The 25,465-nt window shown below is 35.5% G+C and carries 23 protein-coding genes; 11 read left to right on the forward strand and 12 right to left on the reverse strand.

The window, feature by feature from the left end; all coding sequences use genetic code 11:
- Window positions 1-12: 12 nt before the first annotated feature.
- The 3 genes from JO40_RS03825 to JO40_RS03835 all read right to left on the reverse strand — a co-directional run bounded on the left by JO40_RS03825 (window position 13) and on the right by JO40_RS03835 (window position 4,504).
- Window positions 13-2,055 carry a 7TM diverse intracellular signaling domain-containing protein gene (locus JO40_RS03825; RefSeq protein WP_044978111.1) on the reverse strand — a complete coding sequence of 681 codons (2,043 nt, stop codon included), beginning with the start codon at window positions 2,053-2,055 and terminating at the stop codon, window positions 13-15.
- 25 nt (window positions 2,056-2,080) lie between these two features.
- Window positions 2,081-3,958 carry an adenylate/guanylate cyclase domain-containing protein gene (locus tag JO40_RS03830; RefSeq protein ID WP_044978113.1) on the reverse strand — a complete coding sequence of 626 codons (1,878 nt, stop codon included), beginning with the start codon at window positions 3,956-3,958 and terminating at the stop codon, window positions 2,081-2,083.
- A 105-nt stretch (window positions 3,959-4,063) separates the two neighbouring features.
- On the reverse strand, window positions 4,064-4,504 hold the full coding sequence (locus tag JO40_RS03835) for a hypothetical protein (RefSeq protein WP_245608993.1): 441 nt from the start codon (window positions 4,502-4,504) through the stop codon (window positions 4,064-4,066).
- Window positions 4,505-4,563: 59 nt separating this feature from the next.
- Here JO40_RS03835 and JO40_RS13860 point away from each other — a divergent pair, with 59 nt between their 5' ends.
- A complete protein-coding gene (locus tag JO40_RS13860; protein WP_158506569.1) occupies window positions 4,564-4,704 on the forward strand; it encodes a hypothetical protein in 141 nt (46 codons plus the stop codon).
- Here the strand turns inward: JO40_RS13860 and JO40_RS03840 are convergent.
- Window positions 4,671-4,958: a TRL domain-containing protein gene (locus JO40_RS03840; RefSeq protein WP_044978114.1), complete on the reverse strand. Its 288-nt coding sequence runs from the start codon at window positions 4,956-4,958 to the stop codon at window positions 4,671-4,673. The genes JO40_RS13860 and JO40_RS03840 overlap by 34 nt on opposite strands.
- 160 nt (window positions 4,959-5,118) lie before the next feature.
- Between JO40_RS03840 and JO40_RS15160 the strand changes: the two genes are divergently transcribed.
- A complete protein-coding gene (locus JO40_RS15160; RefSeq protein ID WP_084224511.1) occupies window positions 5,119-6,891 on the forward strand; it encodes a KHG/KDPG aldolase/sugar kinase fusion protein in 1,773 nt (590 codons plus the stop codon).
- Window positions 6,892-7,196: 305 nt separating this feature from the next.
- Here JO40_RS15160 and JO40_RS03855 read toward each other — a convergent pair whose 3' ends face one another.
- Together JO40_RS03855 and JO40_RS03860 are read right to left on the reverse strand one after the other, a co-directional pair.
- Window positions 7,197-7,688 (reverse strand): hypothetical protein, encoded by a 492-nt coding sequence (locus JO40_RS03855; RefSeq protein ID WP_044978117.1) that lies wholly within the window; start codon window positions 7,686-7,688, stop codon window positions 7,197-7,199.
- A gap of 279 nt (window positions 7,689-7,967) precedes the next feature.
- Window positions 7,968-8,582 carry a hypothetical protein gene (locus tag JO40_RS03860; protein ID WP_044978119.1) on the reverse strand — a complete coding sequence of 205 codons (615 nt, stop codon included), beginning with the start codon at window positions 8,580-8,582 and terminating at the stop codon, window positions 7,968-7,970.
- 366 nt (window positions 8,583-8,948) lie between these two features.
- Here JO40_RS03860 and JO40_RS03865 point away from each other — a divergent pair, with 366 nt between their 5' ends.
- The 3 genes from JO40_RS03865 to JO40_RS03875 all read left to right on the forward strand — a co-directional run bounded on the left by JO40_RS03865 (window position 8,949) and on the right by JO40_RS03875 (window position 13,368).
- Complete coding sequence (locus JO40_RS03865) at window positions 8,949-9,620, forward strand: hypothetical protein (RefSeq protein ID WP_044978120.1); 672 nt, start codon at window positions 8,949-8,951, stop codon at window positions 9,618-9,620.
- A 30-nt stretch (window positions 9,621-9,650) separates the two neighbouring features.
- On the forward strand, window positions 9,651-10,193 hold the full coding sequence (locus JO40_RS03870) for a glutathione peroxidase (RefSeq protein WP_044978122.1): 543 nt from the start codon (window positions 9,651-9,653) through the stop codon (window positions 10,191-10,193).
- A 133-nt stretch (window positions 10,194-10,326) separates the two neighbouring features.
- Window positions 10,327-13,368 (forward strand): TOTE conflict system archaeo-eukaryotic primase domain-containing protein, encoded by a 3,042-nt coding sequence (locus tag JO40_RS03875; protein WP_049992336.1) that lies wholly within the window; start codon window positions 10,327-10,329, stop codon window positions 13,366-13,368.
- A gap of 56 nt (window positions 13,369-13,424) precedes the next feature.
- Here JO40_RS03875 and JO40_RS03880 read toward each other — a convergent pair whose 3' ends face one another.
- From JO40_RS03880 to JO40_RS03900, 5 genes are all read right to left on the reverse strand, one after another.
- The gene (locus JO40_RS03880; protein ID WP_049992337.1) at window positions 13,425-14,333 is read right to left on the reverse strand and encodes a hypothetical protein; all 909 of its coding nucleotides are present in this window, start codon (window positions 14,331-14,333) and stop codon (window positions 13,425-13,427) included.
- Window positions 14,334-14,559: 226 nt separating this feature from the next.
- A complete protein-coding gene (locus tag JO40_RS03885; RefSeq protein ID WP_044978126.1) occupies window positions 14,560-15,348 on the reverse strand; it encodes a hypothetical protein in 789 nt (262 codons plus the stop codon).
- A 94-nt stretch (window positions 15,349-15,442) separates the two neighbouring features.
- Window positions 15,443-15,742, reverse strand: coding sequence for a HigA family addiction module antitoxin (locus JO40_RS03890; RefSeq protein WP_044978128.1), 300 nt, complete (start codon window positions 15,740-15,742; stop codon window positions 15,443-15,445).
- Window positions 15,743-15,755: 13 nt separating this feature from the next.
- Window positions 15,756-16,037: a type II toxin-antitoxin system RelE/ParE family toxin gene (locus tag JO40_RS03895; RefSeq protein ID WP_044978129.1), complete on the reverse strand. Its 282-nt coding sequence runs from the start codon at window positions 16,035-16,037 to the stop codon at window positions 15,756-15,758.
- Window positions 16,038-16,124: 87 nt separating this feature from the next.
- The gene (locus JO40_RS03900) at window positions 16,125-16,436 is read right to left on the reverse strand and encodes a hypothetical protein (protein ID WP_201771191.1); all 312 of its coding nucleotides are present in this window, start codon (window positions 16,434-16,436) and stop codon (window positions 16,125-16,127) included.
- Window positions 16,437-16,746: 310 nt separating this feature from the next.
- Here JO40_RS03900 and murJ point away from each other — a divergent pair, with 310 nt between their 5' ends.
- Together murJ and JO40_RS03910 are read left to right on the forward strand one after the other, a co-directional pair.
- Window positions 16,747-18,345 carry a murein biosynthesis integral membrane protein MurJ gene (gene murJ, locus JO40_RS03905; RefSeq protein WP_044978131.1) on the forward strand — a complete coding sequence of 533 codons (1,599 nt, stop codon included), beginning with the start codon at window positions 16,747-16,749 and terminating at the stop codon, window positions 18,343-18,345.
- 1 nt (window position 18,346) lies between these two features.
- Window positions 18,347-20,884, forward strand: a complete 2,538-nt coding sequence (locus JO40_RS03910; protein WP_044978133.1) for a ribonucleoside-diphosphate reductase subunit alpha — start codon at window positions 18,347-18,349, stop codon at window positions 20,882-20,884.
- 6 nt (window positions 20,885-20,890) lie between these two features.
- Here JO40_RS03910 and JO40_RS03915 read toward each other — a convergent pair whose 3' ends face one another.
- Window positions 20,891-21,778 carry a fructose bisphosphate aldolase gene (locus JO40_RS03915; protein ID WP_044978134.1) on the reverse strand — a complete coding sequence of 296 codons (888 nt, stop codon included), beginning with the start codon at window positions 21,776-21,778 and terminating at the stop codon, window positions 20,891-20,893.
- Window positions 21,779-22,086: 308 nt separating this feature from the next.
- On the opposite strand from JO40_RS03915, the gene JO40_RS14175 reads away from it, so the two are divergent.
- The 4 genes from JO40_RS14175 (at window position 22,087) to JO40_RS03925 (ending at window position 25,436) form a co-directional block, all read left to right on the forward strand.
- On the forward strand, window positions 22,087-22,227 hold the full coding sequence (locus JO40_RS14175; RefSeq protein ID WP_201771192.1) for a type II toxin-antitoxin system RelE/ParE family toxin: 141 nt from the start codon (window positions 22,087-22,089) through the stop codon (window positions 22,225-22,227).
- Complete coding sequence (locus JO40_RS15025) at window positions 22,224-22,355, forward strand: hypothetical protein (RefSeq protein WP_276324850.1); 132 nt, start codon at window positions 22,224-22,226, stop codon at window positions 22,353-22,355. Before JO40_RS14175 ends, JO40_RS15025 begins: the two co-directional genes overlap by 4 nt.
- An 11-nt stretch (window positions 22,356-22,366) precedes the next feature.
- Window positions 22,367-22,498: a hypothetical protein gene (locus JO40_RS15030; protein WP_276324851.1), complete on the forward strand. Its 132-nt coding sequence runs from the start codon at window positions 22,367-22,369 to the stop codon at window positions 22,496-22,498.
- Between the two features lie 406 nt (window positions 22,499-22,904).
- Entirely contained in the window at window positions 22,905-25,436 is a 2,532-nt protein-coding gene (locus JO40_RS03925) for a hypothetical protein (RefSeq protein ID WP_044978138.1), read from the forward strand.
- Window positions 25,437-25,465: the final 29 nt, after the last annotated feature.

Genomic DNA, 25,465 nt, shown 5'->3' on the forward strand with positions numbered 1-25,465 from the left:
TTAAAATAAAATTTATCTTACATTTATTTTTTCAAATACTTTTTTATAATACAAAGCAACACAATCATTTGGAAATATTTCCAAAACCTTATCAAAATATTTACTTGCAGCATTAACACCTTCAGTTGATAATAAATTTAAAGCCTTCTTCATATATTCTTGCGTGCTAAACTTTAAATTTTTAATTGAATCATCGTCATCATCATATACTTCATATAAAAAGCCATCTTTGTTTAACGTATTTTTAATTTTCTGTATAGGCCTAATATAATGTTCGGGAATATTTTTCAGCGATTCATATATTTTATCGGATATAATAATACATGAACAATATTTTTTTGTAGATTCTTGTAAAACTTCTGCAACATGATAAGAATTGGAAATAATAATACTGTCCATACGTGCTGAATTTCCTATAGTGCCTAAAAGAATATCGCCCATGTCAATACCTATACCTATTCTTAGAGGAGAAGAATTAGGAACCGAAATGCTATTCCTTGTAAGAGCCTTTTGTATAGCTACTGCACAAGAAAGAGCTGAATCAGCCCCGTCAGGAAATAAAGCAAAAAAACCGTCCCCTAAATACTTAGTTATAACTCCGTTATATGTCCTTACAATCGGAGCAACCAATGCGAAATATTCATTCAATAATTCAAAAACCTGATTCGGTTTTAATTTTTCTGAAGTATGAGTAAATGAGCGGATATCTATAGATAGAATAGGCATTGTAAGCTCTACATTATCTCCTAACTTAACATCGGTTATTGATTTTTTATGTAAAAACTCTACAATTTGATCCGGCACAAAACGAATAAGAGACTTATTTATAAGACTCATTTCAACACCCAAATCTTCTATTTTTTTTATTGAAGCGACATAATCATCCAAGACTTTTACAGACAAAATAATAACGGCAAAAACCGTTCCTATCTGAAGCATAAATTCCCCGGAGGTAATTCCCAGCGAAACCATTAAATCGTAAACACCGAATAAAAATAATACGGATGTTGCCGTAAATACCCATCCTGAAAATTCTTTCTTTTTCTTTAACCCGACAATTGCAACAACAATAATATAGACTACACAAAATACTGCAAAAACTTGATAGTAAATCAGTAAAAATACCGACACTTCAGGCGGAAGCACAACGGTAGATATTGCATATAAAATAGATACCGACAATATAACTATGTAAGGAATTTTATACCTCAATTTTAAAGCCTTGCTTAAAAAAACGGTAAACAAAATAATAGGTAGAGGAACGGTAATATACCTCATAATAAAATTAAATAACCATGGGGTATTAGGAAACAAAATAATAAAAATATGGGGATAAAAGAAAATTCCCCGCACAGCCAATACCATGGCTGTCAATGCAAACCAGATAACAAAAGATGCCTGTTTATGGAAAAAAGAAAGGATAAAGAAAAACAAAGCAACCGAAAAAGTTATAGCAAATATACTACCGTAAAAAATCAGGTCGCCTCTAAACATTATTCCAATTTGAGATGCCTCGCCTAAAATAATCGGACCTGAAATATATCCCCTATTATTAAAAAAATTGGAAACATTAATAATTATATTTGATGTTCCGTCTTTTAAGGGCCTAAATGCTATTTGGGAAGACCGTGTGCCGGGAGTTTCAGTTTCATTATTTATACCCGGCTGCCCCTGAGTATCAAGGTCTATTCCGTTTACCGCTATACTACAGCTTCCAAAAACTTGAGGAACTTGAATTGCATAAATTACATTAGGGTCTAAACCTGAAAGTTCCAATCCATACGAACCATATCCATAATTGCGGCCAAGTTCCTTGCCGGAAAAATTACCGGGAACCTTAGAATAAAATTCTTTAGAGCCGTTCTTCAAAGAATAAAAGTGATTCGGCGTATAATGGAAATCACCTTTTAAAGAAAAAAGAACAGCCTCTGATAAAGGCCGAGACGGAATATTAACCTTACCTTTTTTTACTTCCAAATCTATAATTTTTTGCTCATAAATAGGTGTAAGCAAATTAGTTAAATAGAGAAGAATAAATAAAAACAAAAAAGGTATAGACCCAAAAAATAATCTTTTTTTTCTATCGGCATACTCTTTTTACCTCATAGATTTTAAGCGGCTCATCCTTTCCTCTAAATCTTACCAAACCGTTATATTTAAATACAACTTCATCGTTTAATAAATCAGACATATTCTTTTTAACAGCCTCGCTTATAAAAATATCTACTTCTTTTTTTAAAGCATAAAAATGGAGACGGGATGCAACATTAACAACATCGGATATAACGGTACCGTCCATCCTTTGTTCCTCTCCTATAGTTCCAAGCATGAGCCTTCCATAATGGATTCCTACGGCAAGATTTATTTTAGGAAGCAGGTTTATCTGTCTATCCAAATTTTCACAATGAACAATATCCTTAATCTCAAGCATACATTTTATGACATCATCTGCCGATCCATAAAAAAGAACCATTAAACCTTCAGGTAAATATTTATCAATAAATCCGTTATGGGTCTGAATAATGGGATTAATACTTGCCAAAGTATCATTATAAATGTTAAGTAAGCTCAATCTTTCATTTTCCGTTTTTAAGCCCGTATAAACACTTAAATGAATAAAAGCTATATACATATCTTTTAAAACATTATCGCCCAGTTTAATATCTACATGTTTTTTGCTTAAAAATTTCATAAATTCATTAGGAACAAATTTTGCCAGGGCCTTATTTGTAGCCTCGATCTGTTCCGTAATTCTTATAACTTTATCGGCACTTTCTCTAAAAGTACGCAAAATAACAATGGCCATAGGAATCAATAAAACTAAAACTCCTACATGAGACAGAAAAAAACCTTGGATAACCCTATTTGCAATCAAAATATCCCTTACACTTAAAATTAGAAAAATTGAAAAACCTATCAAAAAAAGGATAGCCGATGTATCTTTGCGTAAAGCAGCTTTTATAACAATTATTATATTATAAGCGGCAAACAATAAAACATAGATTTGAGCCGGCTGTAGCAGCTCAGCCGAAACTCTAATAGGAGCAAAAATATTTACAATAATATATAATATTGCAGGAATGCAAAGTATAGCCCAATACTTGCTTTTAGTTTTACTAAACAAGTTATGTACAAACAATGAAGTAAACACAAGACCAAGAGAAAGCGTAGTATAGCCTATTTTAAAAAGAAGCTCGCCATTGATACTCGGCATTATGATAGTGAGTAAAAATTCATCATAACAGCATATCCTTAAACAAAAATTTGCCGACAATAAACCGAAGTAAAGAGAATGTTTTTCTTTAGGATAAAAAATAAACAAAGAGATAAAAAAAGCGGCTGCCAGCAAAAGAATACCGGCCAATATGGTAAGAGTTAAAATGCTTGCATTTTTTTTATCTAAAAGGGTAGAAAAAAAACCGAACTCTATAGGCTTTAAAAATCCTGCCTTATTGTCATTAAAATTGGAAACATGAAATACTAATATTACCTCCTCCTTTCCTAAGGTCGGAAGAGGGATAAAAGCGGCATCCCAATCAAAGGTTTCTTGCTTATAGGAAGAGCCGGCAATACCGCTTCTATAAATTTCCTTACCGTCAAGATAAGCAATACAAGCGGAAGAAATTGTTGCTGTTTTTATTGCATATACGCCGTTCGAAGAAAGATTTTTTATTTTTAACGCATAAGTCCCGTATCCGTAAACGGAAAGCCTATCTTCATACCTATGCCAAGACTTATTTATGTTTTCAAACCGGCTATAGCCCGAAAAATCTTCTAAAGGATTTACAAACTTATTTGGAATAAAAATCCAATCTCCTTCAAGAACCTGTATATCTCCTACGGCGATATTTTCAGCATCAAAAACACCCTTTATAACCGATTGTGATACAAAATTATAAGATTCCGTACATGAAGCTAAAAAAAAGGCACAGATAAAAACTAGAAAAAACTTTTTCACACACTTAACTCCACAAGCGAGGATCTTGTATACAAGAAACATATACGCAATAAAGAATTGCTTCGCAGTATGATACTCTAATACGGAATATTGTCAATAGGGGGATTATTTATAAAAAGCTTCTTCAATGCGGCTGATTAAATCTTTTGAGGCTGCAAATTCCATTTCGGTATTATTATCAAGCTCCACTTTTAATACAGCTTTCCCTTTATGAAGATTCTGCAACACATCTTTAACTTTTTCTTTTTTTATTATTGTAGAAACCCGTATATATCCTAAAGAAAGATTTCTATCGAGAGTATTAAGATCAAAAAGTTCTACAAGCTCTTTAGAATCTAAAATAAAATATGCTTTTAAAATAAAAGCATCGGCTTTAGTATGTAAGGTAAAATTAAAATAGGCATCCGAGACATATTCTCTTTGTCTCATTTGATAAGTAAAGTCGGCCATCACATGGCCGGCCATCATATGGCGAGCCATATGATGGCTTGAAATATCTTTTTCATTTTTTAATACCATTTTCCCCGGACGAATATAGTACTTCATATTACCGGATTCCATATACGCCGTTATAACCTTTTCCTTACCTGATGGAGCGGTCACACATGAAGAAAACAAAAATAAAAATGATATTAAAACAAAAAAGACTTTTTCATACAATTAAAAAACAGCCCCGCTATAAACATAGCAAGGCTGTCAAGGCTATGATAGCTTATTCCCCTGTAACAACCGTAGTTACAACATAATAGGGAATAGCAGGGCTGGCAGGATAGTCAATTCTAATATCAACAGTTCCTACTTTTGTAATACCGCCATTTTTTGCAGCCTGAGCAATTCCGCCTTCACCCTTTATAGGGAAAATAGCAAAGAAAGCCTGAGAAGCTTCACCTGTTTTTCGTCCTACAACACCTGAAGCACCGGCAACAGGCTTTACTGTTGAACATGATACAATTAAAAAAGCAGCAAATACAACAAACAAAACTAAAGCAATCTTTTTCATAATGAGCCTCCGAATTTGATATAGTTTTATTATAATAGTTTTGTTAACTCTGTCAAGATTTATATCGTTTTTATTTTTTTAATGACAAATCGCAAAAGATATGCTAAAATACTTCGGTATAGATTCTTAAATACAAAACAAATTTAGTAAGAGGCTTTTTATGAACAAAATTTTTAAACAAATAGAAAAAATAGGCATTGTACCGGTCATCGTTTTAGAAAATGAAAAAGATGCCGTTCCTTTGGGAAATGCCCTATCTGCCGCCGGCCTTCTCTGTGCCGAAATCACATTTAGAACGGAAGCAGCCGAAAAAGCTATTCAAGTTTTTTCAAAAAAATTCCCCGATTTTCTTGTAGGAGCCGGAACGGTTTTATCCCCGGAACAAGCCGATAAAGCTATCGCTGCCGGGGCCAAGTTTATCGTCAGCCCGGGATTAAACCCTAAGGTCGTCGAGCACTGCGTTAAATCAGGATATCCGATAATTCCGGGAGTTTCCACAGCAGGAGAAATCGAACAGGCTATGAGCTTCGGCCTTGAAGTAGTCAAATTTTTTCCGGCTGAGGCTGTCGGGGGAGTAAAATTTATAAAAGCCCTTTCCGCACCCTATCCGAATATAAAATTTATGCCTACAGGCGGAATAAATGCCCAAAATATTGCAGAATATGCAGCCTTTTCAAAGGTCATTGCCTGCGGCGGAAGCTGGATGGTTTCAAAAGAACTTATATCTTCAAAAGATTTTAAAAAAATAGAAGAAGAGTCTATTATTGCTTTAAAAGTTGTAAAAGATGCCCGTAATCCTAAAAAAAATACAAGCGCTTTAACTGCATTTCCATACCAAAAAACTTCAACAGAAAAAAAAGACTCAACATCAGACGAAAAACCTTTAGAAGGCAGCATTGAAACAAGTCAAGTGCCCAAAGTTATAACAATGGGCGAAATAATGCTCCGTCTTTCCCCCACAGGTTTTAACCGCTTTGTTCAAGCCGATGCTCTGGAATTGGTTTTCGGCGGAGCGGAGGCAAACGTCGCTGTTTCCTTAGCCAACTTCGGAATGCGGTCATCATACATAACAAAACTACCTGCCCATGAGATAGGCCAAGCAGCCGTAAATTCTTTGCGCCGGTACGGAGTAGATGTTTCAGGCATAATTCGCGGAGGAAAACGCATAGGTATCTATTTTTTAGAAAAAGGAGCCTCCCAACGAGCCTCCAAGGTAATATATGATAGGGCGAACTCAGCCATTGCCGAAGCCTCACCGAGTGACTTTAACTGGAAAGAAATTTTTAAAGGAGCCTCATGGTTCCATTTTACCGGAATTACACCGGCTTTAAGCAAAAATGCCGCCGAAATTTGCCTTGAGGCCTGCAAAACGGCAAGGTCAATGGGCATAACTGTTTCATGCGACCTTAACTACCGCAAAAAACTATGGACTCCCGCAGAAGCAAAAGAAACCATGAGCCGTATCTGCGAGTTCGTCGATATCTGCATTTCAAATGAAGAAGATGCAGAGCAAGTTTTCGGCATTACCTCAAAAAATACGGTTGTAAGCTCGGGCAAACTGAATGAAAAGGGCTATAAAGAGGTTGCTGCAAAGTTATGCAAAAAATTCGGTTTTCAAAAAGTAGGAATAACCCTCCGTGAATCCACCTCAGCCAGCGAAAACAACTGGTCAGCCATGCTTTATACAAAAGGCAAGGCCTATTTCAGCAAAAAATACACAATGCAGGTCGTTGATCGGCTGGGAGGCGGAGACAGTTTTGCTGCAGCCTTAATATGTGCAGAATTAAAAGGCTTTAAACCTCAAAAACAAATCGACTTTGCTTCAGCCGCTTCCTGTCTAAAACACTCCGTAAACGGCGACTTTAACCAAGTTTCTTTTGATGAAGTTTTATACCTTGCAGAAGGCGATGCCTCAGGAAGGGTTCAAAGGTAAGATTTCTTTTGCATTGGAAATAAGCATATTAAAGCGTTCTTCCTCCTTTATTATTTTTACACAATAATCATTATATGAACCTGTTTGTTCTATAGGTATTATAAATGGAAATTCAGTCAAATAGTTATCTGTATCTATGATTTTGTATTTCTTTGGTTCTGCTATACTTTGAGTAGGATAAATCAGAATCCCATGCTTAGAAGAGAATCTCAACATATACATTATTGTTTTATAGTAAATAGCGGCTGCACGCTCTTCGCCATATGAATAGTTTTTACTTAATGGAATATATTTAGCATCAGCAACTATTTTGTTATCCTTAATGCTTCATTCGGATTTTTGCCATCATTAAGCCCTATATCTGAAATTACAAATTCTTCCGAGTCGATATAATCGGGGGTATCTAACCAATATCTATATTCCGTTAGACCCAAAGAAATTATTTTTGTCTTTGTGTCATTCCATTTTGCATATACATTATGGCCTGTTCCTTTCCAGTTCAAATAGCAACTTTTTGATGAATAATCTTTTGTTTTAGGATGTATTTGCACACTTATACAAATATTACCATAATCATATTTTTCCCAGCCGGCAATCTGTTTTTGAATGCTGTCATTACCATATCCTTGTCCGGTTTTTTTAAAACCGGCGCTTTTTACAAATGGCTCAATATATTTCTTATAACCATAAGTATCTAGCGTATCACTTTCAGTATGCCGTATTTTACTCTGAAGATATTCCAGATGTGCAACAAAGTATTCCAAAAGATATTTGAAATTTTGATATTTATCTGCCATTTCCTTCCCTCAAAATCATCCTACCGGAGTTCTGTGTGTAGAACATTTATTCAACTTTTCCCGAATAATAAACTAAAAAATCATATTTTTCAAGTTATTAACCTGATAATTTTGCATATTAAAACAGCGTAAAACGTACTCCTTAAAAATGTGTTAATCTATGTTATAATACAACAAGTGAAGATAAAATCCCTTTAATATTAGATAATCTTAAAGTGCGTACATCTTTGAAAACCAGAAAATATCTTGCGACCATTTCGTAAAGATTTGAGCTTGCATTTACTCCAAGGCATTGTTCTTGGCTGAACCTTGTATGAGTATAATAGTCCCTTTTGTTTCATATTTCTTTTTTACATATTCATAACTATTGGGTAAATATAATGTTATTGTTGTAGAATACCCGTGTTCAATTAAAATTAAAAAATCATAATTGTATTGAGCAGCAAAAAATATAGGAGATAAAAATTCATCTTTAGGTGTAAATATATCATAATTTTTATAAGATATACTATAGCTATTATCATCATTTTTTATTAAATATTTATTAATAAAATCATCAAGACTCATATTTTTATCGGCTATATCTGTAGATAACTTGCTGATATTTTTATCAACTTTATAATCAAAAAAATATCTTTTAGTACCTATTACCTCATATTTCATCTTTGTTTCATATAAAAAATAATAACCATCATAACAATAAACAATAATCACAGGAATAGTTGCATTATCTTTTTTAGAAATATTTTCCAAAAAATAGTTTTCAATTGTTATTCTATCAATGTTCTTTTCAAGGCGTTTTTCAGTATCTTCTTCTGCAAAACAAAAAATAGATAATAACAATAAACAAGTTATAATAAATATTTTATTATTAATGCGTAAGTTTTTCATCATACAAAATCTTCTTTCATCTGTTTGGAACAGTCCGAAAAATAGGTATTCTGAAAGTTTTTAATTTCATTGAGCGTCATAGTTTTCATAATATTCTATTCCTCTTTTTCGATACGTTTTTCATCAAGAAAAACAGGCAAGACTTCTTCAAACGCAATACCCATGCTTGCGTTTGTTTTTATTTTTGTCCTACTCAAATATCATCTCTTGTTCCTATTACAATTATACCACATTTTGTCATTTATTTGAATGGAGAGGTATTAAATTCTGGGAATTTGTTGTATAATAATTTTTACTAAGATGTATTTTAATAATAAAGAAAATATCTCTACATAACGTTGCAATGCCACAGAGAGCGAGGTTCATACATTGCGAATTATAGATAAAAACAAAGATTATTATGATTATTTGGCCCATCAGGCAGATAGTGATGACGGTGTAACATTTGATAGACGAGGTTCTATTCCTCTCAGGAATGAAGATTTTTTTAATATCTTGAGTGAACATGTCAAAAATCATAAATATTACCGCCAATATTGGCGGTTCTGGAAAGAAGAACCGGCAGAATACAATAAGTTTTTCGCAATTCGTGCCGGAATTAAGTTATTCTTAATTGGCCTTAAATTAGAAATTGATGAAACTGATTTTCGTAATTGTATTTTAAAATCTTATAAAATGGAACTTATAAAAACTTTTGAAGATTTTGATTATAGAGGGAAAATTTTGGATATAGTTTCTGTTGAGAATATAGATTCTCTTGTTACTGCGATAAATAAAAAAAAACTTGAAAATGTCAAACTTTCAGAACTGGTTATTAGAAATATCGGATTACCGGATGGCTTTTATATTTTAAAGAATATCGGCATCCCTTCTATTATTCCTCCTGAACAAATTTACTATAGCATGGAAACTTATTTATTTTCACTTAAAAATGATAAGAACTGTGAATCAAAGGATTTAACGGATTCTGAAAAGATAGTTAATCATGGCTTTGACAAAAAAACATCTTTTAGAAATAGTAGCACAAAGAATGTATTTTAGTTATAATCAAAGTCTAATGGAGGTAAGAAAGTGACAATATACGATTATTCGGTACAGGATGCGCAAGGGCGAAATATCCCGCTAAAAGACTATAAAGGGAAGGTTTTGTTGATTGTAAATACGGCAACAAAATGCGGTTTTACGCCGCACTACAAAGAGCTTGAACAAATGTACGAAAAATATCATGAGCAGGGCTTGGAAATAATCGATGTGCCGTGCAATCAATTCGGGGAGCAAGCACCGGGTACTAACGAACAAATCAGCGAGTTTTGCTCGCTCAATTACAACACGAAATTTCCTCAAATGAAAAAATCGGATGTAAACGGCACAAACGAATTACCGCTGTATACGTATTTAAAAGCTCAAAAAAAATTTGAAAGTTTCGGTGAAGGTAAAACGGCACAAATGATGGACAATTTCCTTGCAAAAATCGATCCCGATTATAAAAACAATTCCGACATTAAATGGAACTTTACCAAATTCATTGCAGCGCGTGACGGCAGCATCGCCGCCCGATTTGAGCCGACGGCTCCCATGACCGAAATTGAAGCGTGTATTGCAAAACTGATATAAAATGCAGCTTTATAATAATCCACTTGATTTTTGGGATTATTATAAAGAGAATAAACTACTCAAAGAAACAATAAAACGGAATATGAACAGATATTCTATGGAGGTATTGACCGATATATAATTTGTACAAAATATGCCCGACATATCACCCTTAGTTTTATCATATTTAAAAACGCTTTCTCATGAAGAACTTATCGCATTAATCCATTCTTTTGCAAATGCCCATGAAGATATTCGGTTTACCCTTGAAGAAAAAGCCGCCGTTGAAACGGCAAAAAACGAAGACGAGGCTGCCGCAGACAAGCAGCAAATGCCTCAAACGGTGCCTGCGATAAAAGCTCAGAATATATCCGCACAATCACCACTTAGAATACCGGCAGTGGACACATCCACGACATCATCGAATGCTCTTGTTAATAGGAACAGTACGCCTCAGGAAAAAATCGATTTGTATACCTCTCTCTTTGTAGGACGGAAAGATGTCTTTGCGCTGCGCTGGTATAATGCAACGTCGAATAAAAGCGGTTATTCGCCTGTATGCGAAAACAAGTGGAAAATTGGGAAATGCGATATGAAAAAATATTCGTGCGCCGACTGTCCTTTTAAACTGCCTGTTCCGCTGTCAGATCGATATATTTTTAACCACTTGGCAGGAAAAGATTCCGCCTGCCGCGATGTGGTCGGTTTATATCCGCTTATGGAAGGAGATGTTTGCCGATTCCTCGCATTCGACTTCGACTCGCATACGGGAAGTTCCGATGCGTGGAAAAAAGATGCGACGGCCGTACGTAAAATCTGTGCGGCGTTTTCCGTTCCCGTTTCGGTTGAAATATCGCGTTCGGGAAAAGGCGCTCACCTTTGGATTTTTTTCAGCGAAGCTGTTGCCGCAAAACGGGCACGCAATTTCGGGAGATTGATTTTGCAGGCTGCGATGAATGAGAGGCATTCGTTATCATTTGAATCATTCGACCGTATGTTTCCCAATCAGGATGCGATACCGAAAGACGGTTACGGCAATTTAATCGCTCTACCGCTGCAGGGGCAAGCAGTAAAAAATAAGTGCTCGGTTTTTGTGGATGAAGATTTTATTCCGTTTGGCGATCAATGGGAGTATTTAAGTTCGGTCAAAACATTGTCCGAAAAAGCCGTACAAACATGCTGCAGCGAAATTGCAAAGGCCGTACCGGAGTTTTTGCCGAATGATTTTGATGAAAGCGGAAATGATAAGGCAAACGATATTGTTAAAGCCAAAACGGCATATAAAATTTCCAGAATACTGACGGATACTCCATCATCGAAAAATCCGCAGCTTACGCAAAAAGATTTTTCTTCGGCTGTGCACATTACGTTTTCCAACCAAATCGAAATTGAAAAAAACGGAATATCGGAACGGGCTCTGGGATTTTTCAGGCGAACATCGGTTTTCTTAAATCCTGAGTATTTTAAAAATCTTCACATGCGCCTCCCGCTGTATAATATTCCGCGTTATATCGACTGTTCCGATGAAACCGAAAACACTTTGCTTTTGCCTCGCGGCAATCTCGGTCAAATCGAAAAATTATTAAAAGATTGCAATGCGCCCTATGAAATAACGGATGCACGGGAAGCGGGTATGTGCATTGAAGTCGCTTTTACTGCGGAACTGTATGCGGAACAAAAGGCGGCTTTGCAAGCTATGCTCGAATCGGATATCGGCATTTTATCTGCGGGAACGGGCTTTGGAAAAACGATAACTGCCGCAGCCCTCATTGCGGAACGGAAAACGAATACGATAATCCTCGTGCAGACGCACACGCTTTTGGAACAGTGGAAAAAGGCTATCAAACGGTTTTTAAATTACGAAGCGGGAACGATCGCTGCGGGAAAAGATACGTCGACGGGCATTATCGACATCGCAATCATTAAGTCGCTCACTGAAAAAAATTCGGATGCGGTAAAACCGCGGCGGCATACATACGGTATGCTTATTGTCGACGAATGTCATCACGTTTCGGCATTCGGAACGGAAAACCTAGTAAAGAGTTTCCGCTCAAAATATGTATACGGACTGACTGCAACGCCTGTCCGGCGTGACGGCCGGCAAAAGATTATCTTTATGCAGTGCGGGCCTATTCTTTATGCGACGACTGCGAAACAGATGAACAGCGTGCAAAACTTTGAACATTATTTTATTCCGCGTTTTACGAACTTTCATATCGCTGCGGAAAATGCAGAGCATTCGAAATCTTCAATTCAAAATTATTATTCCGAAATGATAAAAGCGGAATCACGGAATTTATTAATCGTTTCAGATGTACAAACCGCCGTCAAAGCAGGACGAACGCCGCTTGTTCTTTCCGATAGGATAGAACATTTAAAATTGCTAAAAGAAAATCTAAAAGATGCAGCTGCCAATGTCATCGTGATTACAGGAAAAGGAACGCAAAAACAAAAAAAAGAACAGTTGGAAATACTCAACAAAGTTCCTGCCTCTGAATCGCTTATAGTGCTCGCGACAGGCAAGTATGCCGGAGAAGGCTTTGACAATCCGCGGCTTGATACACTTATGCTTGCAATGCCGTTTAGCTGGAAGGGTACGCTTGCACAATATTGCGGCCGCCTGCACAGAAATTTCGCAGGAAAAGAAGAAGTGTTGATTTTCGACTATGTCGATTTTCGTCTTCCGGTTTTCGACAGGATGTACCGGAATCGGCTTAAAGGCTATAAGCAACTCGGTTATACAATAAAGCCGGTTTTCGATTCAGGGAAGAAAGAAGAAGTACCATCAAAGCTATATTCCGCCAACGACTACACAACCGATTTTATTCAAGACTGCATGGACGCAAAAAAATCGGCTATTATTTATTCACCGTACCTTTCCAAAACGGAAGTGCAAAAATTTTTACCCCTCGTACCTAAAATTATTTCAAACGGGTGCAAAATTTTTATTATGACAAAGCTGCATGAAGATGAAGGACGGCGAAAAAAGCAACAGCAGTATATTAATATGCTCGAAACGGCGGGAGCTGCGGTTTCGGCGAAAGAGAATATTACACAAAGGTTAGCTATTTTTGATGAAAAAATTTTATGGTACGGCAGTATCAACTTTCTAGGATATTCGGAAGAGGAAGATTGCAGTATCCGTATCTGCAATTCGGAAATCGCGTCAGCTGTAGAAGCGGAAATTATAAAATGAGCCGACATATCCCGACTCAAGAATATCGGGGTTCTTGATTTATGCTCAACAGGTTTTTACCCCATAGCTCCTACTATATATGGAATGGCTTCCGTATCATCTAATTCAACACTTTCAAAGTTCATATAATAATTATATGAACGCCCGTCTTTAAGCTGAATGAAAATGATATGGTTCGCAAAGCCGCTGTCGGGATCATACTTGTATGTTGCTTTCTTTATATCCTGTAAACTTAAGGGCGTAATATACTCTCCTGAATCTTCAGCTTCGCCGCCGATAAGTTCACAGACAAACTGCTCCGTTTCCCCTTGAAGAATATTCATACATTGTTCCTTGATATACTGAGGCAGAATATATTGCATACAAGCGTCAACATCATGAGTATTTAAGGCAGCGGTAAAGCCTCGTGCCAAAGAATGATAATCGTTCTTCTTTTTCGGATAATCGGTAAGGCAGACAAATTTTTCATTTTGCCATTTAAAAATCATACAATCCTGATTTTCGAGTATGACCGTAATCGCAGTTCCGCTGCGAGGCGGGAAAAAATACATATACTGACCAAGAATTTCCCAAGAAGAGCCTCCGATTTTTTTCCATAAATCCCGAATGCCGAAGTTTTCCGTTTTGGAAACTTTGCCGTTGCTGTAAAGATAAAAAGCCGGAAATAAGTCTGAATTCACTAAAATCAGTTTTCCTTTACCGCCTTTCAGATTCCAGTAACACATTTCCCAGTAGTAGATATCTCCTACGGCTTTAAAACTCACGTAGCGGTTTTCCTCATCGTATACTTCAATAAGCGGATCGAAACCATCGCTTCGCTTTATTTCGTTAAACTTAGCCGGAAATGCGCTATCGGGCAAGCGCATCAGCAGGTCTCTCAGCGTTCCTGCTTTTTCGGCAAAAACACCTGAAGTACCTACAGTCAAAATAGCAATGACCATAATTAATATAATTTTTCTTTTCATAGAACCTCCCATTTATCGGCTATTTTATACCTGTTATATTCGGATAATATAATATGAGCCCTTTATCGTCAAGTAACTCAGGATTGCTTTATAACTACTAATGTTATAGGCCGGTTCCGCACAAGTCTTCCCGCAAGCGGTTAGCTTCTCAACTCAACATTGTTTAAACTGCCACACGCTTTACCGTGTTGTCGGCTTTGAAAAAGGGTGTTAGGTGATATTCATTTTATGGATGAATCATATCCATATTTCCAAATCCAAAAATTAGCTCGTTTTCTTTTATAACACAACATAAATCAAATTTTGTTATAAAACGAAATGATATTTCACTATTCTTAAATATCTTCCAATCAGAACTTTTCTTATAAATTTTTTTATATTGATTATATTCTTCATTTGAAATTTTTATTATATAGTAATAAGGTAATTGCTCAATATTAGTTGGAATCCCATTTGAATATTGTTTTTCAATAATCTCAATAGATTTATCTTTAATTTGAATATCCGTTTCATGAGTAAAAAGCCATTTTATGAAATTTATATCTTTACAATCAGCAATATTCAATGTGTCCTGTAAATAATATCTACTATAAAAATCCGAATAACTATAACAATCATAGATGATTTGTAATTCATTTAAAATATCACATCTATAGAATTTTTTAGACTCAGATTCATACATCCAATAATTATTTTGAATTTCATATTTTTTCCCTGTCAGTAAATACTCAACTTTATATTCACCATCTATAATACAAGCTTTTTCAACATTATTTATAGAAATAAGCTTTGCCTTTTTAATTTTTCTATCCATCGATATTAAAGCATTACAGAGATCCTTATTTAAAATCGCTGACTCATCATGAGATTTCGGAATCCATCCTTTATATAGGAGAGTACTATTAGAATTATTTTCCAATAAAATTAAAACATTCATCTCTCGTTCATCATCAGCAAAGATATTTTGCAATAAAAGTAGTAATATACACAAAATACATATTCTTTTGTTTTTCATGTTCTTCTCTGAATTTCTGCACGAAAGGCAGTCCGCCTAACATTCGCTTAACCTGCTTTGCGGCTTGTCTGCAATGTCTGATTTGAAGCGGGTGTTAGGCTATCTGTTTACAATGCGGAATTTTCTCTAAATCATTTACGAGCTTTAGCTCTGCTTCTCTCAAATCCAATTCATTTTGCATATTCAGCCAGAACTTAGAAGTTGTTCCAAAGTATTTAGAAAGCCTCAATGACATTTCAACCGTTATTTTTCTTTTTCCATGAACTAAATCCAAAATTGAACTGGAAGAAACACCTAAATCTTTTGAAAGTCTATATGGAGTAATATTTAAAGGCTCGAGAAACTCTTCTAGTAAAATTTCACCAACTGTCGGTAATTCAAATCTTTTATCCATAACACGCCTCCGTTTAGTGGTAATCCACAATCTGTACTTCATAAGCTTCACTGTTTAGAAACTTAAACTGTATTCTCCATTGACTATTTATTCTTATGGAACAATAGTCCTTTAAATCCCCAAGAAGATGTTCAAATCTATTTCCTGGAGGAATTCTCAGATCATCTTCTTTTTCCGCTGAATTAATTATCAATAATTTAGCAAAGGCTCTCTTATGTATTTCAGGCGGAAGCTTAGGTGATTTATTGCCTTTCCAGATTTTTTCCGTTTCTGAATCTGCAAATGATTTAATCATAGTTATATTATCTGTTATTAAGATATATCTGTCAAGTAGCTATATTTAATAGATTTTTTGTTGTGTTTTGAATCATATTTAAATTAGTTATTTATTTTCAGAATAAAAATTACTGTGAAAAATAACTTTCTTACCAATTTTTTCAGCAAATGCTATTTCACGTTTTACTTGTTCTCCGATATATCCATTCAGATTAACCACATAAATAGCATCTGAAATTTGTATTTTTCTATAATGGGCTTCATTAAGCTTTTTTATTTCTTCATCACTTAATTTTATTTCTTCTTCATTGTAAACACACTGTAATACACTCATATGGTGTGTCTTCTCTAATAAAAGAGCTATTTTTTTCATCTCATTTGCAAATCTCATGCTTCCACAAATCGTTACTACTTCCAAACTTTTTACCTCCCATATTACCACGCCTGCGGCGTGTGAGCCTAACACCCCTCTTCTCCCCTTCCTCATAATATCATAAAAACCGGTACTTTCTATACACTATCACTACGGCAAGCACAAACGATAAGAATCGGCGGCAGGCTGCAATGGGTAAATGACGGTTTTTCCGTATAGGGTAGGCAGAAGGTATAAAAAATGCATCTTTTATTCATTGCCAATATAGTAAAAAAGCTCAGCTTTGTCAATGAATATTTTATTGTTCAAAAGCTCTTGCATTATAAACCTTAAGCCTGTATAATCCTTAATTGTTATGGGCAAGGTTAAAAATAAATCTCTCGTAAAAAGCGGGTCAAAACTTTCTCTTTTAGTTTTAGGGTCAAGAATTTTAGGTCTTGTCCGCCAGATGACTATGTCTCATTTTTTAGGGACTGGTCCCTTGGCCGATGCCTTTACCACGGCCTTTATGCTTCCCAACCTTTTTAGAAGGCTCTTTGCCGAAAACAGCATAACAGTTGCCTTTATTCCGACCTTTAATGCCTATCTGCAAAAGCACAAAGATTCGCAAGAATCCGCAGAAACAAAAAAAGAAATAAACGAATTTTTAAATTCTATTTTTACTCTTGTAAGTTTTTCTACTGCCATTGTAGTTATATTGGGCATTCTGTTTTCTCCGCTGATAATAAAGCTTTTTTTTAAGAATATTGCAGATTATGATTCTACAGTTTTTTTAACGCGGATAATGTTTCCGTATTTATTTTTAATTTCGGTTGCAGCCTTTTTTCAAGGTATTTTAAACGGAGTAAAGATTTTTACCCCTTCGGGCTTTACGCCTATTTTGTTCAACATAGCCGTCATTACTTCTACCTATGTTTTTGCAAAACCTTTTGGAGACCCCGCCGCAGCAATGGCATACGGTGTTGTTGTAGGAGGTATTATACAGGCAATCTTTCAGCTGCCCTTTGTTTTAAAGACGGGCTTTAGTCTTAAGCTCACAAACCTTAAAAAAACTTTTTCAAACCCCGGAACAAAAAAAGTCCTTGCCCTTATCGGGCCGACTATAATCGGCATGGCCACCTATCAGATAAACGATCTTGTTTCTACCTCGCTTGCAACTTCGGCAGGTCTTGGAATAGCTTCAAGTTTACAATATTCTTTACGCTTACAAGAACTTTTATTAGGTATCTTTGCCGTTTCTGTAGGCACCGTAATTCTCCCCGAAATGTCGGCCTTGGCTCTGCGTAAAGATTGGAGAGCCTTCCAAACCGTACTATTGCAAGCCATAAAGGTAATCTCTCTCATTACAATACCCGCTACCTTTTTCTTTCTTTTGTCTGGAGAAAATTTAATCATCCTCATTTATAAGAGCAACAAATTCGATTCAGCTTCGGTAAAATTAACATTGGGAATTTTTAGGCTTCACATAATAGGGCTTTTTGCAATCGCTGCAAACAGGATTATAGCTCCTGCCTTTTATGCCCAAAGCGATTCAAAGTCACCTACAATCGCAGGAATAATCTGCTTTGCAGTTAATATCCTCCTAGCCTTAATTTTAGTAGGCCCCATGGGTGGAAACGGCATTGCTCTCGCTTTGACAATAGCATCATTTATAAACACGGCCATACTCTTAATGTTTTTAAAAAAGAACAAGGCCATTGATGTAAAAGAACTCATCTTTCCGGCTCTTTTATTTATTGCAAAAATATTCGCTTTTTCGGTTGCAGCATCAATTCCTATTTATTTTTTAAAGGATAAAATTTATTCTCCATTTGCTTCATTCGGAAAATTTATCGGACAAGGAGTTCCGCTTTTTATTTCTTTTATTATTTTTGCAGGAATTGGAGCAGGCCTTTTACTTATAACTAAGGATCGAACAGCAAACATAATTTTAAAACGCTTAAAGGAAAAATAAAATGCAAATCATAAAACGAAACGGCGAAACTAAAAATTACGAGCCGGAAAAAATTGAAGGAGCTATCCGCTCCGCCTTTAAAAGTGTGGAAAACTCTCCGCACAAAGATTTAGATACAATAATTCCGCCTATGGTAAAGGAAATAGAAGAAGATATCTTGGAGCTTACCAAAAATGGAAGTCTTGTTCATGTCGAAACAATTCAAGACTTGGTAGAAAAAACTTTAATAGAAAACAACTACTATGCGGAAGTAAAAAACTTTATACTCTACCGTGTCGGCCGCACAAAGAGGCGGGATTCCCGTCAAATGATAAGCCGCTTTTTTTCCACAATAGAAATTCAGCCGATTCTTACCGAGATTCAAAACGACTTTACTTCGGACGAGTACAGCCTAAACTTGCTTGCACATAAATTCCTTTCTTTTAGAAAAGAAAATATGAGCGAGACCGAATCCCTAGCTATGCTTATTAAGGCCTCCGTCGAACTTACCGCTCAAGATGCCCCGGACTGGGAATTTATTGCGGCACGCCTTTTAATGCTTCAATTTAAATTAAAACTAAAAACCGAGCTTGAAAAAAGGCAGATTCATTCTTTTTATGAAAAAATCAAATACCTTGAAAACGAAGGTCTTTACGGAACATATATTTGCGAGGCCTATAGCCGAGATGAGCTGGAAGAGGCGGCTTCATTTATAAACGAAGAAAGAAATAAGCTTTTTACCTATAGCGCCCTCGACCTTCTTTTACGCCGCTATGTTATTCGCACTCATTCAAACACCGTTCTTGAATCGCCTCAGGAAATGTTTTTAGGTATTGCCCTTCACCTGGCAATGAAAGAAAAATCAAACAGGCTTGAATGGGTAAGGCGTTTTTACGATATGACAAGCAGCTTAAAAGTTACGATGGCGACCCCCACCCTTTCAAATGCCCGAAAGCCTTACCATCAGCTTTCTTCCTGTTTTATAGACACGGTCCCCGATTCTCTTGACGGCATTTACCGCAGCATAGATAACTTTGCCAAGGTTTCAAAATTCGGAGGAGGTATGGGGCTCTACTTTGGGAAGGTCAGAGCCGTAGGCTCGCCCATCCGCGGGTTTATGGGAGCGGCAGGCGGAATTATCCGCTGGATAAAACTTGCAAACGATACGGCTGTTGCCGTTGACCAGCTTGGAGTAAGGCAGGGCTCGGTCGCCGTCTACCTCGATGTCTGGCACAAGGACATCCCCGAATTTTTACAGCTCCGCACCAATAACGGAGATGACAGAATGAAGGCCCACGATGTTTTTCCGGCAGTCTGCTATCCAGATCTTTTTTGGAAAACTGTCCGCGATGATATAAATTCTTCTTGGCACCTGATGTGTCCCCATGAAATTTTAAAAATCAAAGGCTATGCCCTCGAAGATTTTTACGGAGAAGAATGGGAAAAAAGGTATAAAGACTGCGTTGCCGATTCCCGCATCAACAAAAGAGAAATTCCTATAAAAGACTTGGTTCGCTTAATCTTAAAATCGGCCGTTGAAACGGGTACCCCCTTTGCTTTTAACCGCGACCATGCAAACAAAACAAATCCTAATCCCCACAGGGGAATGATTTACTGCTCAAACCTATGCACAGAAATTTCTCAAAATATGAGCGAGATAAAACATAAAAACATTGAAATAAAAACTGAAGACGGAGATACTGTTGTTATAACAACTACTATCCCCGGAGACTTTGTAGTATGTAATTTAGCCTCCATTGTTCTCGGAAACATAAATGTAAATGACGAAAAAGAAATTGACGAAACCGTTTCTTCGGCAGTGCGCGCTCTGGACAATGTTATAGACTTAAATTTTTATCCAGTACCCTATGCACAAATTACCAATAGCCGATACAGGTCAATCGGCTTGGGAGCTTCGGGCTATCATCATGCTCTCGCAAAAAACGGCATTGCATGGGAAAGCGAAGAGCACCTTAACTTTGCAGATAAGGTTTTTGAAAGAATAAATTATGCCGCAATCAAAGCCTCTTCCCAAATTGCAAAAGAAAAAGGAAGCTATGCCTATTTTGAAGGAAGCGATTGGCAAACAGGAGAATATTTTAAAAAACGGAATTATGTTGATGAAAAGTGGAAAGCTCTCGCAGAGGAAGTAAAATCAAACGGAATGAGGAATGCCTATCTTTTGGCAGTCGCTCCCACAAGCTCAACCTCGATTATCGCAGGCACAACTGCCGGAGTAGACCCGATTATGAATAAATATTTTTTAGAAGAGAAAAAAGGTTCTCTAATGCCTAGAGTTGCCCCCTCTCTTTCACCGGAAACCTATTGGCTTTATAAAAACGCCCACCACATCGAACAAGACTGGAGTATAAGAGCTGCGGGCTTACGGCAACGCCATATTGACCAAGCTCAATCCGTAAACCTTTACATTACAAACGAATTTACCTTCAGCAAGGTGCTTTCGCTCTATGTAAAGGCTTGGGAAGAAGGCCTTAAGTCAATCTATTATGTGCGAAGCCGCTCCCTCGAAGTCGAGGAATGTGAAAGCTGCAGCTCTTAATAAGAACTATGTTATTGAAGCTTCGTAAACGCCCTTGATTGTTTTTTCCAAGGTTGCATTAAACTCGGCATCACTCTGCTTGGCAGAAAGACCTTCGGCAAGAGCTCTGGAAAAACTTGCAATCATGCCCCTGTTTTTTGCCAAGAGCTTGTTTGCCTCATCTCTGGAATAACCGCCTGATAGGGCTACGACTCTAACTACTTGAGGATGTTTTGTAAATTCCTCATAAAGGTTTTCTTTTGTAGGAATTGAGAGTTTAAACATTACAAGCAAATCTTTCGGCAAGGTCTTAAGGTGTTCTTCCAATTCTTTTTTCAGGAGTTCTTCGCACTTGACCTTGTCGGGTGATTTAATATCTACTTCAGGTTCAATAATAGGAACAAGACCGGCCTTTGCAATTTGAATACCCAATTCAAACTGCTGATCTACAACTGCCTTTATTCCTTTAGGATTTGCTTCTTTTATAACGGAGCGCATCTTTGTTCCAAAAATGTGCTTTTCTACGGCATGCTTTAACATAGCGTCCAAATTAGGTATCGGCTTCATAAGCTGAACACCGTCCTTTAAGTCGGCAAGCCCCTTATCGACCTTTAAAAAGGGTAATATCTTCTTTTTTTCCCATAAGAAGTCGGCTGTGGGCATACCTTCAATTTCCCTTTCCATTGTTTGCTCAAATAAAATTGCACCCAAAATATTATTGGAATTAAAGGCTTTTCCCGTGATTATTCTTGTACGCATAGCATGAACAAGATCAAACATTTCTTTTTCATTGGAATATGCCGTTTCGGGAACTCCGTAAGCAGCCAAAGCCTTAGGCGTACTTCCTCCGCTCTGATCCAATGCCGCAATAAAACCCTTGTCGTTTTTCATCCTTTCAAGTTTTACTTTATCCATAATTCACCTCTCTAAAAATATTTACCGCAAGTGCCCCTGCGTACTTTCTTAATTATAACATATAAACTTTACTTCACTCAAGGGCTTAGCGGAGCTTAATAGTTATACAATTTAATGTTAGAATATGTTTCCCTCATCTCTTTGAAAATTTATTTTGAATGCCGAGTATTGACACCTTGTACATTATAATGTACTATTAAATATGGAACGAACAGAAGCATTAGAGGTGATATTTTTTGAAACCGCTAATAATAGACAACCTGTAAGAGATTTTATTTTATCATTAGATCAAAATGATAGAAAAATAGTTGGTTCGGATATTTTTTACTATTGAAGACTCTTCTTTAGTTTTGCTTCATGGATTTATAAAAAAGACACAAAAAACACCGCTCAAAGAATTAACGATAGCTATTTCTCGATTGAGGGAATTTAAGGAGATGAATAAATGAAAGAGAAAGGACAATCATTTAGTGAATTTATGGTCGAACAAGGGTTATATGAAGAAGCTCAAGAATTAGCAGCAAAAAAAATTCTTATATACCAATTAGAAGCTGAAATGAAAAAATCAAAAATATAAGCAAAAATGAAATGGCAAAACGATTAAATACCTCCCGCAGTGCTGTAAATAATATTCTTGATACGGCATATAACTCATCAATAGGCTCATTAGAAAAAATGGCTTATGCATTAGGTAAACGGATATCGATAACATTGCAATAACACATAGCGATATTTTAAAAAAATAAACATTTACAAATTTATGTAAATATTGACAAACCTCATTTTTTATTCTAATATGTCCCCATGTGTAACTTCTTACAAACTTGCTTTAAGTTTAATTTTTCTCAAAAAGGAATTTTAATACAGAAATTTATCTCTAAACAGACAAATCAAGTTACCCCCCCCCCGAAAAAATTTAATAAATTAAAAAATATTTTAATAAATATATTTTCTCTTTATTGTTTTAATTTTACTTTAAATTTATTTACCCCGCAAAATAGACTTTATAATCGAAAGAGTTTTAGGCTGACAAGCGTTCTTCTTGAGGAAAGGCTTGTGCGGAACCGGCTTATAACATTTAATCGGTTTAAAATAAATAAAATACCAAATAAACAAGGAGAATAAAATGCTTTATATTATTTGTACTATAATTGCATTAGCAATTATAATTTGGCTTGTAAAGATACTTGGAAGATTTATTGCTATGATTTTTAAAGGTATTTTTTACTTATTTTATGGAATACTTTATTGTGTTATTGCTGGCCCTGCAATTGTATGCACAAAAATTTTCTATGTAATAACAAAAATATTTTTTTTACAAGGATTTATATATTATTTACTTGCTTTGGGAAGTATTCCATCATTAATTTATTTATTAGGCTTTCATATTCCATATTCAAAAAAAGAAAAATTTATTGATGAAAAGAATTTTTTTAAAAATAATCGAAAGGAAAGAAATAATGTAATAGCTATGTCATTTTTTCTTAGTTTAGAATCTTATTTATTGTTTTATATTCACTTTAAAATAATGGAACTGTATTCTATATTTATTATATCAGGGCTTAGTTTTACAATAATATCATTTATATATATTATTATTAAATGTAATGAATGGAAAAACAAAAATAAGAATTTTTATGAAAGCTGTATTGAATGGAAAAAATGGACATTAAGTAAAAGTGATATTATTTTTGACATGCAAATAGAAGAACAGCTCATATCGATGACAGATGATATTTCTAATGCAGATAAAAATAAAAACATATTTACAATTTATGAAATGCCTTATGGGCGTACAACTGCTTTTATTTCGTATTTTAATAAAAATCTTGATGATGAAGAACCAATATATTTTTCTCCAACTATGAGTTCGGATGAAAATGAGTTAAGAGAATATGGAACATTGATTACAACAAAAGGTATATATATTTCAGTTCAAAATCAAGATGATATTGAAATACCTTTTATGGGATTATGGAGTACAGATATAAGCGAAGATAAATGCTTTTTTAATTATGGAATAGTAGATGATGAGTATAAAGTTGTAGAAGTTGACTCAGACGATTCTACGATAAATATTAAAGAAATATGTGATTTTACTCAAAGTATTAACACTATTTCATTATCTATGTTACATGACAATATAAAAAATGGTATTGATGAGGCTTTTGATTCTTATGAAAATACAATTGCAGAAATTACTGAATCAGAGAGAAAATTTAATGATGAGCAAAAGCTTTCTTCTATTTCAAAAAGTAGTGAGCTAGGTGGTATTGGAGCCGGACTCGAACAAAATGCACATATATATAATGACGAAGTAAAATATTTGATGAATGGGGCAAGAGGTGGTGGATATGCTGCAGAATATGGAAACAATGCTATTGATAGAATTACTGGAAATAATGTAAAAAATATGGCTCAAGATTTAGAAAATGGTCGTCAAAAATTACATGGTGCAGATAGGAATGTAAATGGAATAAACATACAGACAAAATATTACAAAAGTGCTCCTGAATCAATCGGTGCTGCATTTGAACATAAACAAGCTATATATTTGAACGAAGATGGAACAATGATGCAAATAGAAGTTCCTCGAGATCAATATAATCAAGCTATTCAAGAAATGCAAAAGCGCATAAGGAATGGACAAGTACCAAATGAGACAAATCCGGATAATGCCAAAAATTATGTGAGGAAGGGGCATTTTACATATTTTCAAGCAAATAATATTGCCCTTGCCGGAAGTATTGAGGGTATCACAGTGGATATTGCTCAAGGAGTTGTATGCTCATTACCGGGAGCTGGTATTACAGCAGCACTTACATTTGCAACTGCTGTATGGAATGGGGATGATATCAAGGAAGCTGCAAAAAGAAGTACTTTATCCGGACTTAAAGTAATGGGAAAATGTGCTGCAATTTATACCATAACCATGCAGCTTTCAAGAGATAAAATCATAAATATTTTTGCGCCTAAAGTTTTGGTTGGAGAAAATGGTAAAAAAGTTGTTAAAAGTTTTGCAAGTATTAATAATCCAATCTTTGCTGCTGCTGAAAAGGCTGCCGGAAAAATAAGTACATCTTCTGTAGCTCAATCAAAAATTGGAAAATCATTAAATCTTGACAAAATAAATGGCAGACAGTTAATTGGAGGTACGGTAACCGCTGCTATTGTTTATGGACCGGATGTGTGTAAGGCCTTTCAAGGAAAAATATCCGGTAAGCAACTTATCAAAAATTCAACAGTCAATACGGCGGGATTAATAGGAGCCGCATTGGGAACGGCTATTCCAATTCCAATTGTAGGTTCTATGATAGGCGGTGCGATAGGAAGTTTTGTCGCAAAGAAAGTAATGGATAATTTTATTGAAGATGATGCAGTTATGATGTTTAGAATAATGAGAGAGGAATTTCTTGATATTGTAATGCTTTACTCCTTTAATAAAGAAGAATTTGATAAAATTTTAAGTATGACCATTGGTAATTCAAATATGTCAAGTATCTTACAAAAAATGTACCAATCAGAAACACCAAAAGAATTTGCAGATGCTTTGATTACAGCACAAGTGCAAGAAATACTTGCTGAACGACCTAGAATTACAAGTTCAATGTTAGAAGAAGGGGTTACATTGATGCTTGAAGATAAATCTGTTGCCTAACATACTAATGGGATTCTATCATAAAAGCG

The organism is Treponema putidum (assembly GCF_000755145.1).
GTDB lineage: Bacteria > Spirochaetota > Spirochaetia > Treponematales > Treponemataceae > Treponema_B > Treponema_B putidum.

What these genes read in the sequence shown, in the direction of transcription:
- JO40_RS03880 (WP_049992337.1), bottom strand. Translation starts at nt 14,333, where the DNA reads ATGAAAAGAAAAATTATATTAATTATGGTCATTGCTATTTTGACTGTA.
- JO40_RS13860 (WP_158506569.1), top strand. Translation starts at nt 4,564, where the DNA reads ATGAAGAAAACAAAAATAAAAATGATATTAAAACAAAAAAGACTTTTT.
- JO40_RS03875 (WP_049992336.1), top strand. Translation starts at nt 10,327, where the DNA reads ATGCCCGACATATCACCCTTAGTTTTATCATATTTAAAAACGCTTTCT.
- JO40_RS15160 (WP_084224511.1), top strand. Translation starts at nt 5,119, where the DNA reads ATGAACAAAATTTTTAAACAAATAGAAAAAATAGGCATTGTACCGGTC.
- JO40_RS03925 (WP_044978138.1), top strand. Translation starts at nt 22,905, where the DNA reads ATGCTTTATATTATTTGTACTATAATTGCATTAGCAATTATAATTTGG.
- murJ (WP_044978131.1), top strand. Translation starts at nt 16,747, where the DNA reads ATGGGCAAGGTTAAAAATAAATCTCTCGTAAAAAGCGGGTCAAAACTT.
- JO40_RS03835 (WP_245608993.1), bottom strand. Translation starts at nt 4,504, where the DNA reads ATGAAGTACTATATTCGTCCGGGGAAAATGGTATTAAAAAATGAAAAA.
- JO40_RS03860 (WP_044978119.1), bottom strand. Translation starts at nt 8,582, where the DNA reads ATGATGAAAAACTTACGCATTAATAATAAAATATTTATTATAACTTGT.
- JO40_RS03890 (WP_044978128.1), bottom strand. Translation starts at nt 15,742, where the DNA reads ATGGATAAAAGATTTGAATTACCGACAGTTGGTGAAATTTTACTAGAA.
- JO40_RS03855 (WP_044978117.1), bottom strand. Translation starts at nt 7,688, where the DNA reads ATGGCAGATAAATATCAAAATTTCAAATATCTTTTGGAATACTTTGTT.
- JO40_RS03840 (WP_044978114.1), bottom strand. Translation starts at nt 4,958, where the DNA reads ATGAAAAAGATTGCTTTAGTTTTGTTTGTTGTATTTGCTGCTTTTTTA.
- JO40_RS03895 (WP_044978129.1), bottom strand. Translation starts at nt 16,037, where the DNA reads ATGATTAAATCATTTGCAGATTCAGAAACGGAAAAAATCTGGAAAGGC.
- JO40_RS03910 (WP_044978133.1), top strand. Translation starts at nt 18,347, where the DNA reads ATGCAAATCATAAAACGAAACGGCGAAACTAAAAATTACGAGCCGGAA.
- JO40_RS15025 (WP_276324850.1), top strand. Translation starts at nt 22,224, where the DNA reads ATGAAAGAGAAAGGACAATCATTTAGTGAATTTATGGTCGAACAAGGG.
- JO40_RS03915 (WP_044978134.1), bottom strand. Translation starts at nt 21,778, where the DNA reads ATGGATAAAGTAAAACTTGAAAGGATGAAAAACGACAAGGGTTTTATT.
- JO40_RS15030 (WP_276324851.1), top strand. Translation starts at nt 22,367, where the DNA reads ATGGCAAAACGATTAAATACCTCCCGCAGTGCTGTAAATAATATTCTT.
- JO40_RS03885 (WP_044978126.1), bottom strand. Translation starts at nt 15,348, where the DNA reads ATGAAAAACAAAAGAATATGTATTTTGTGTATATTACTACTTTTATTG.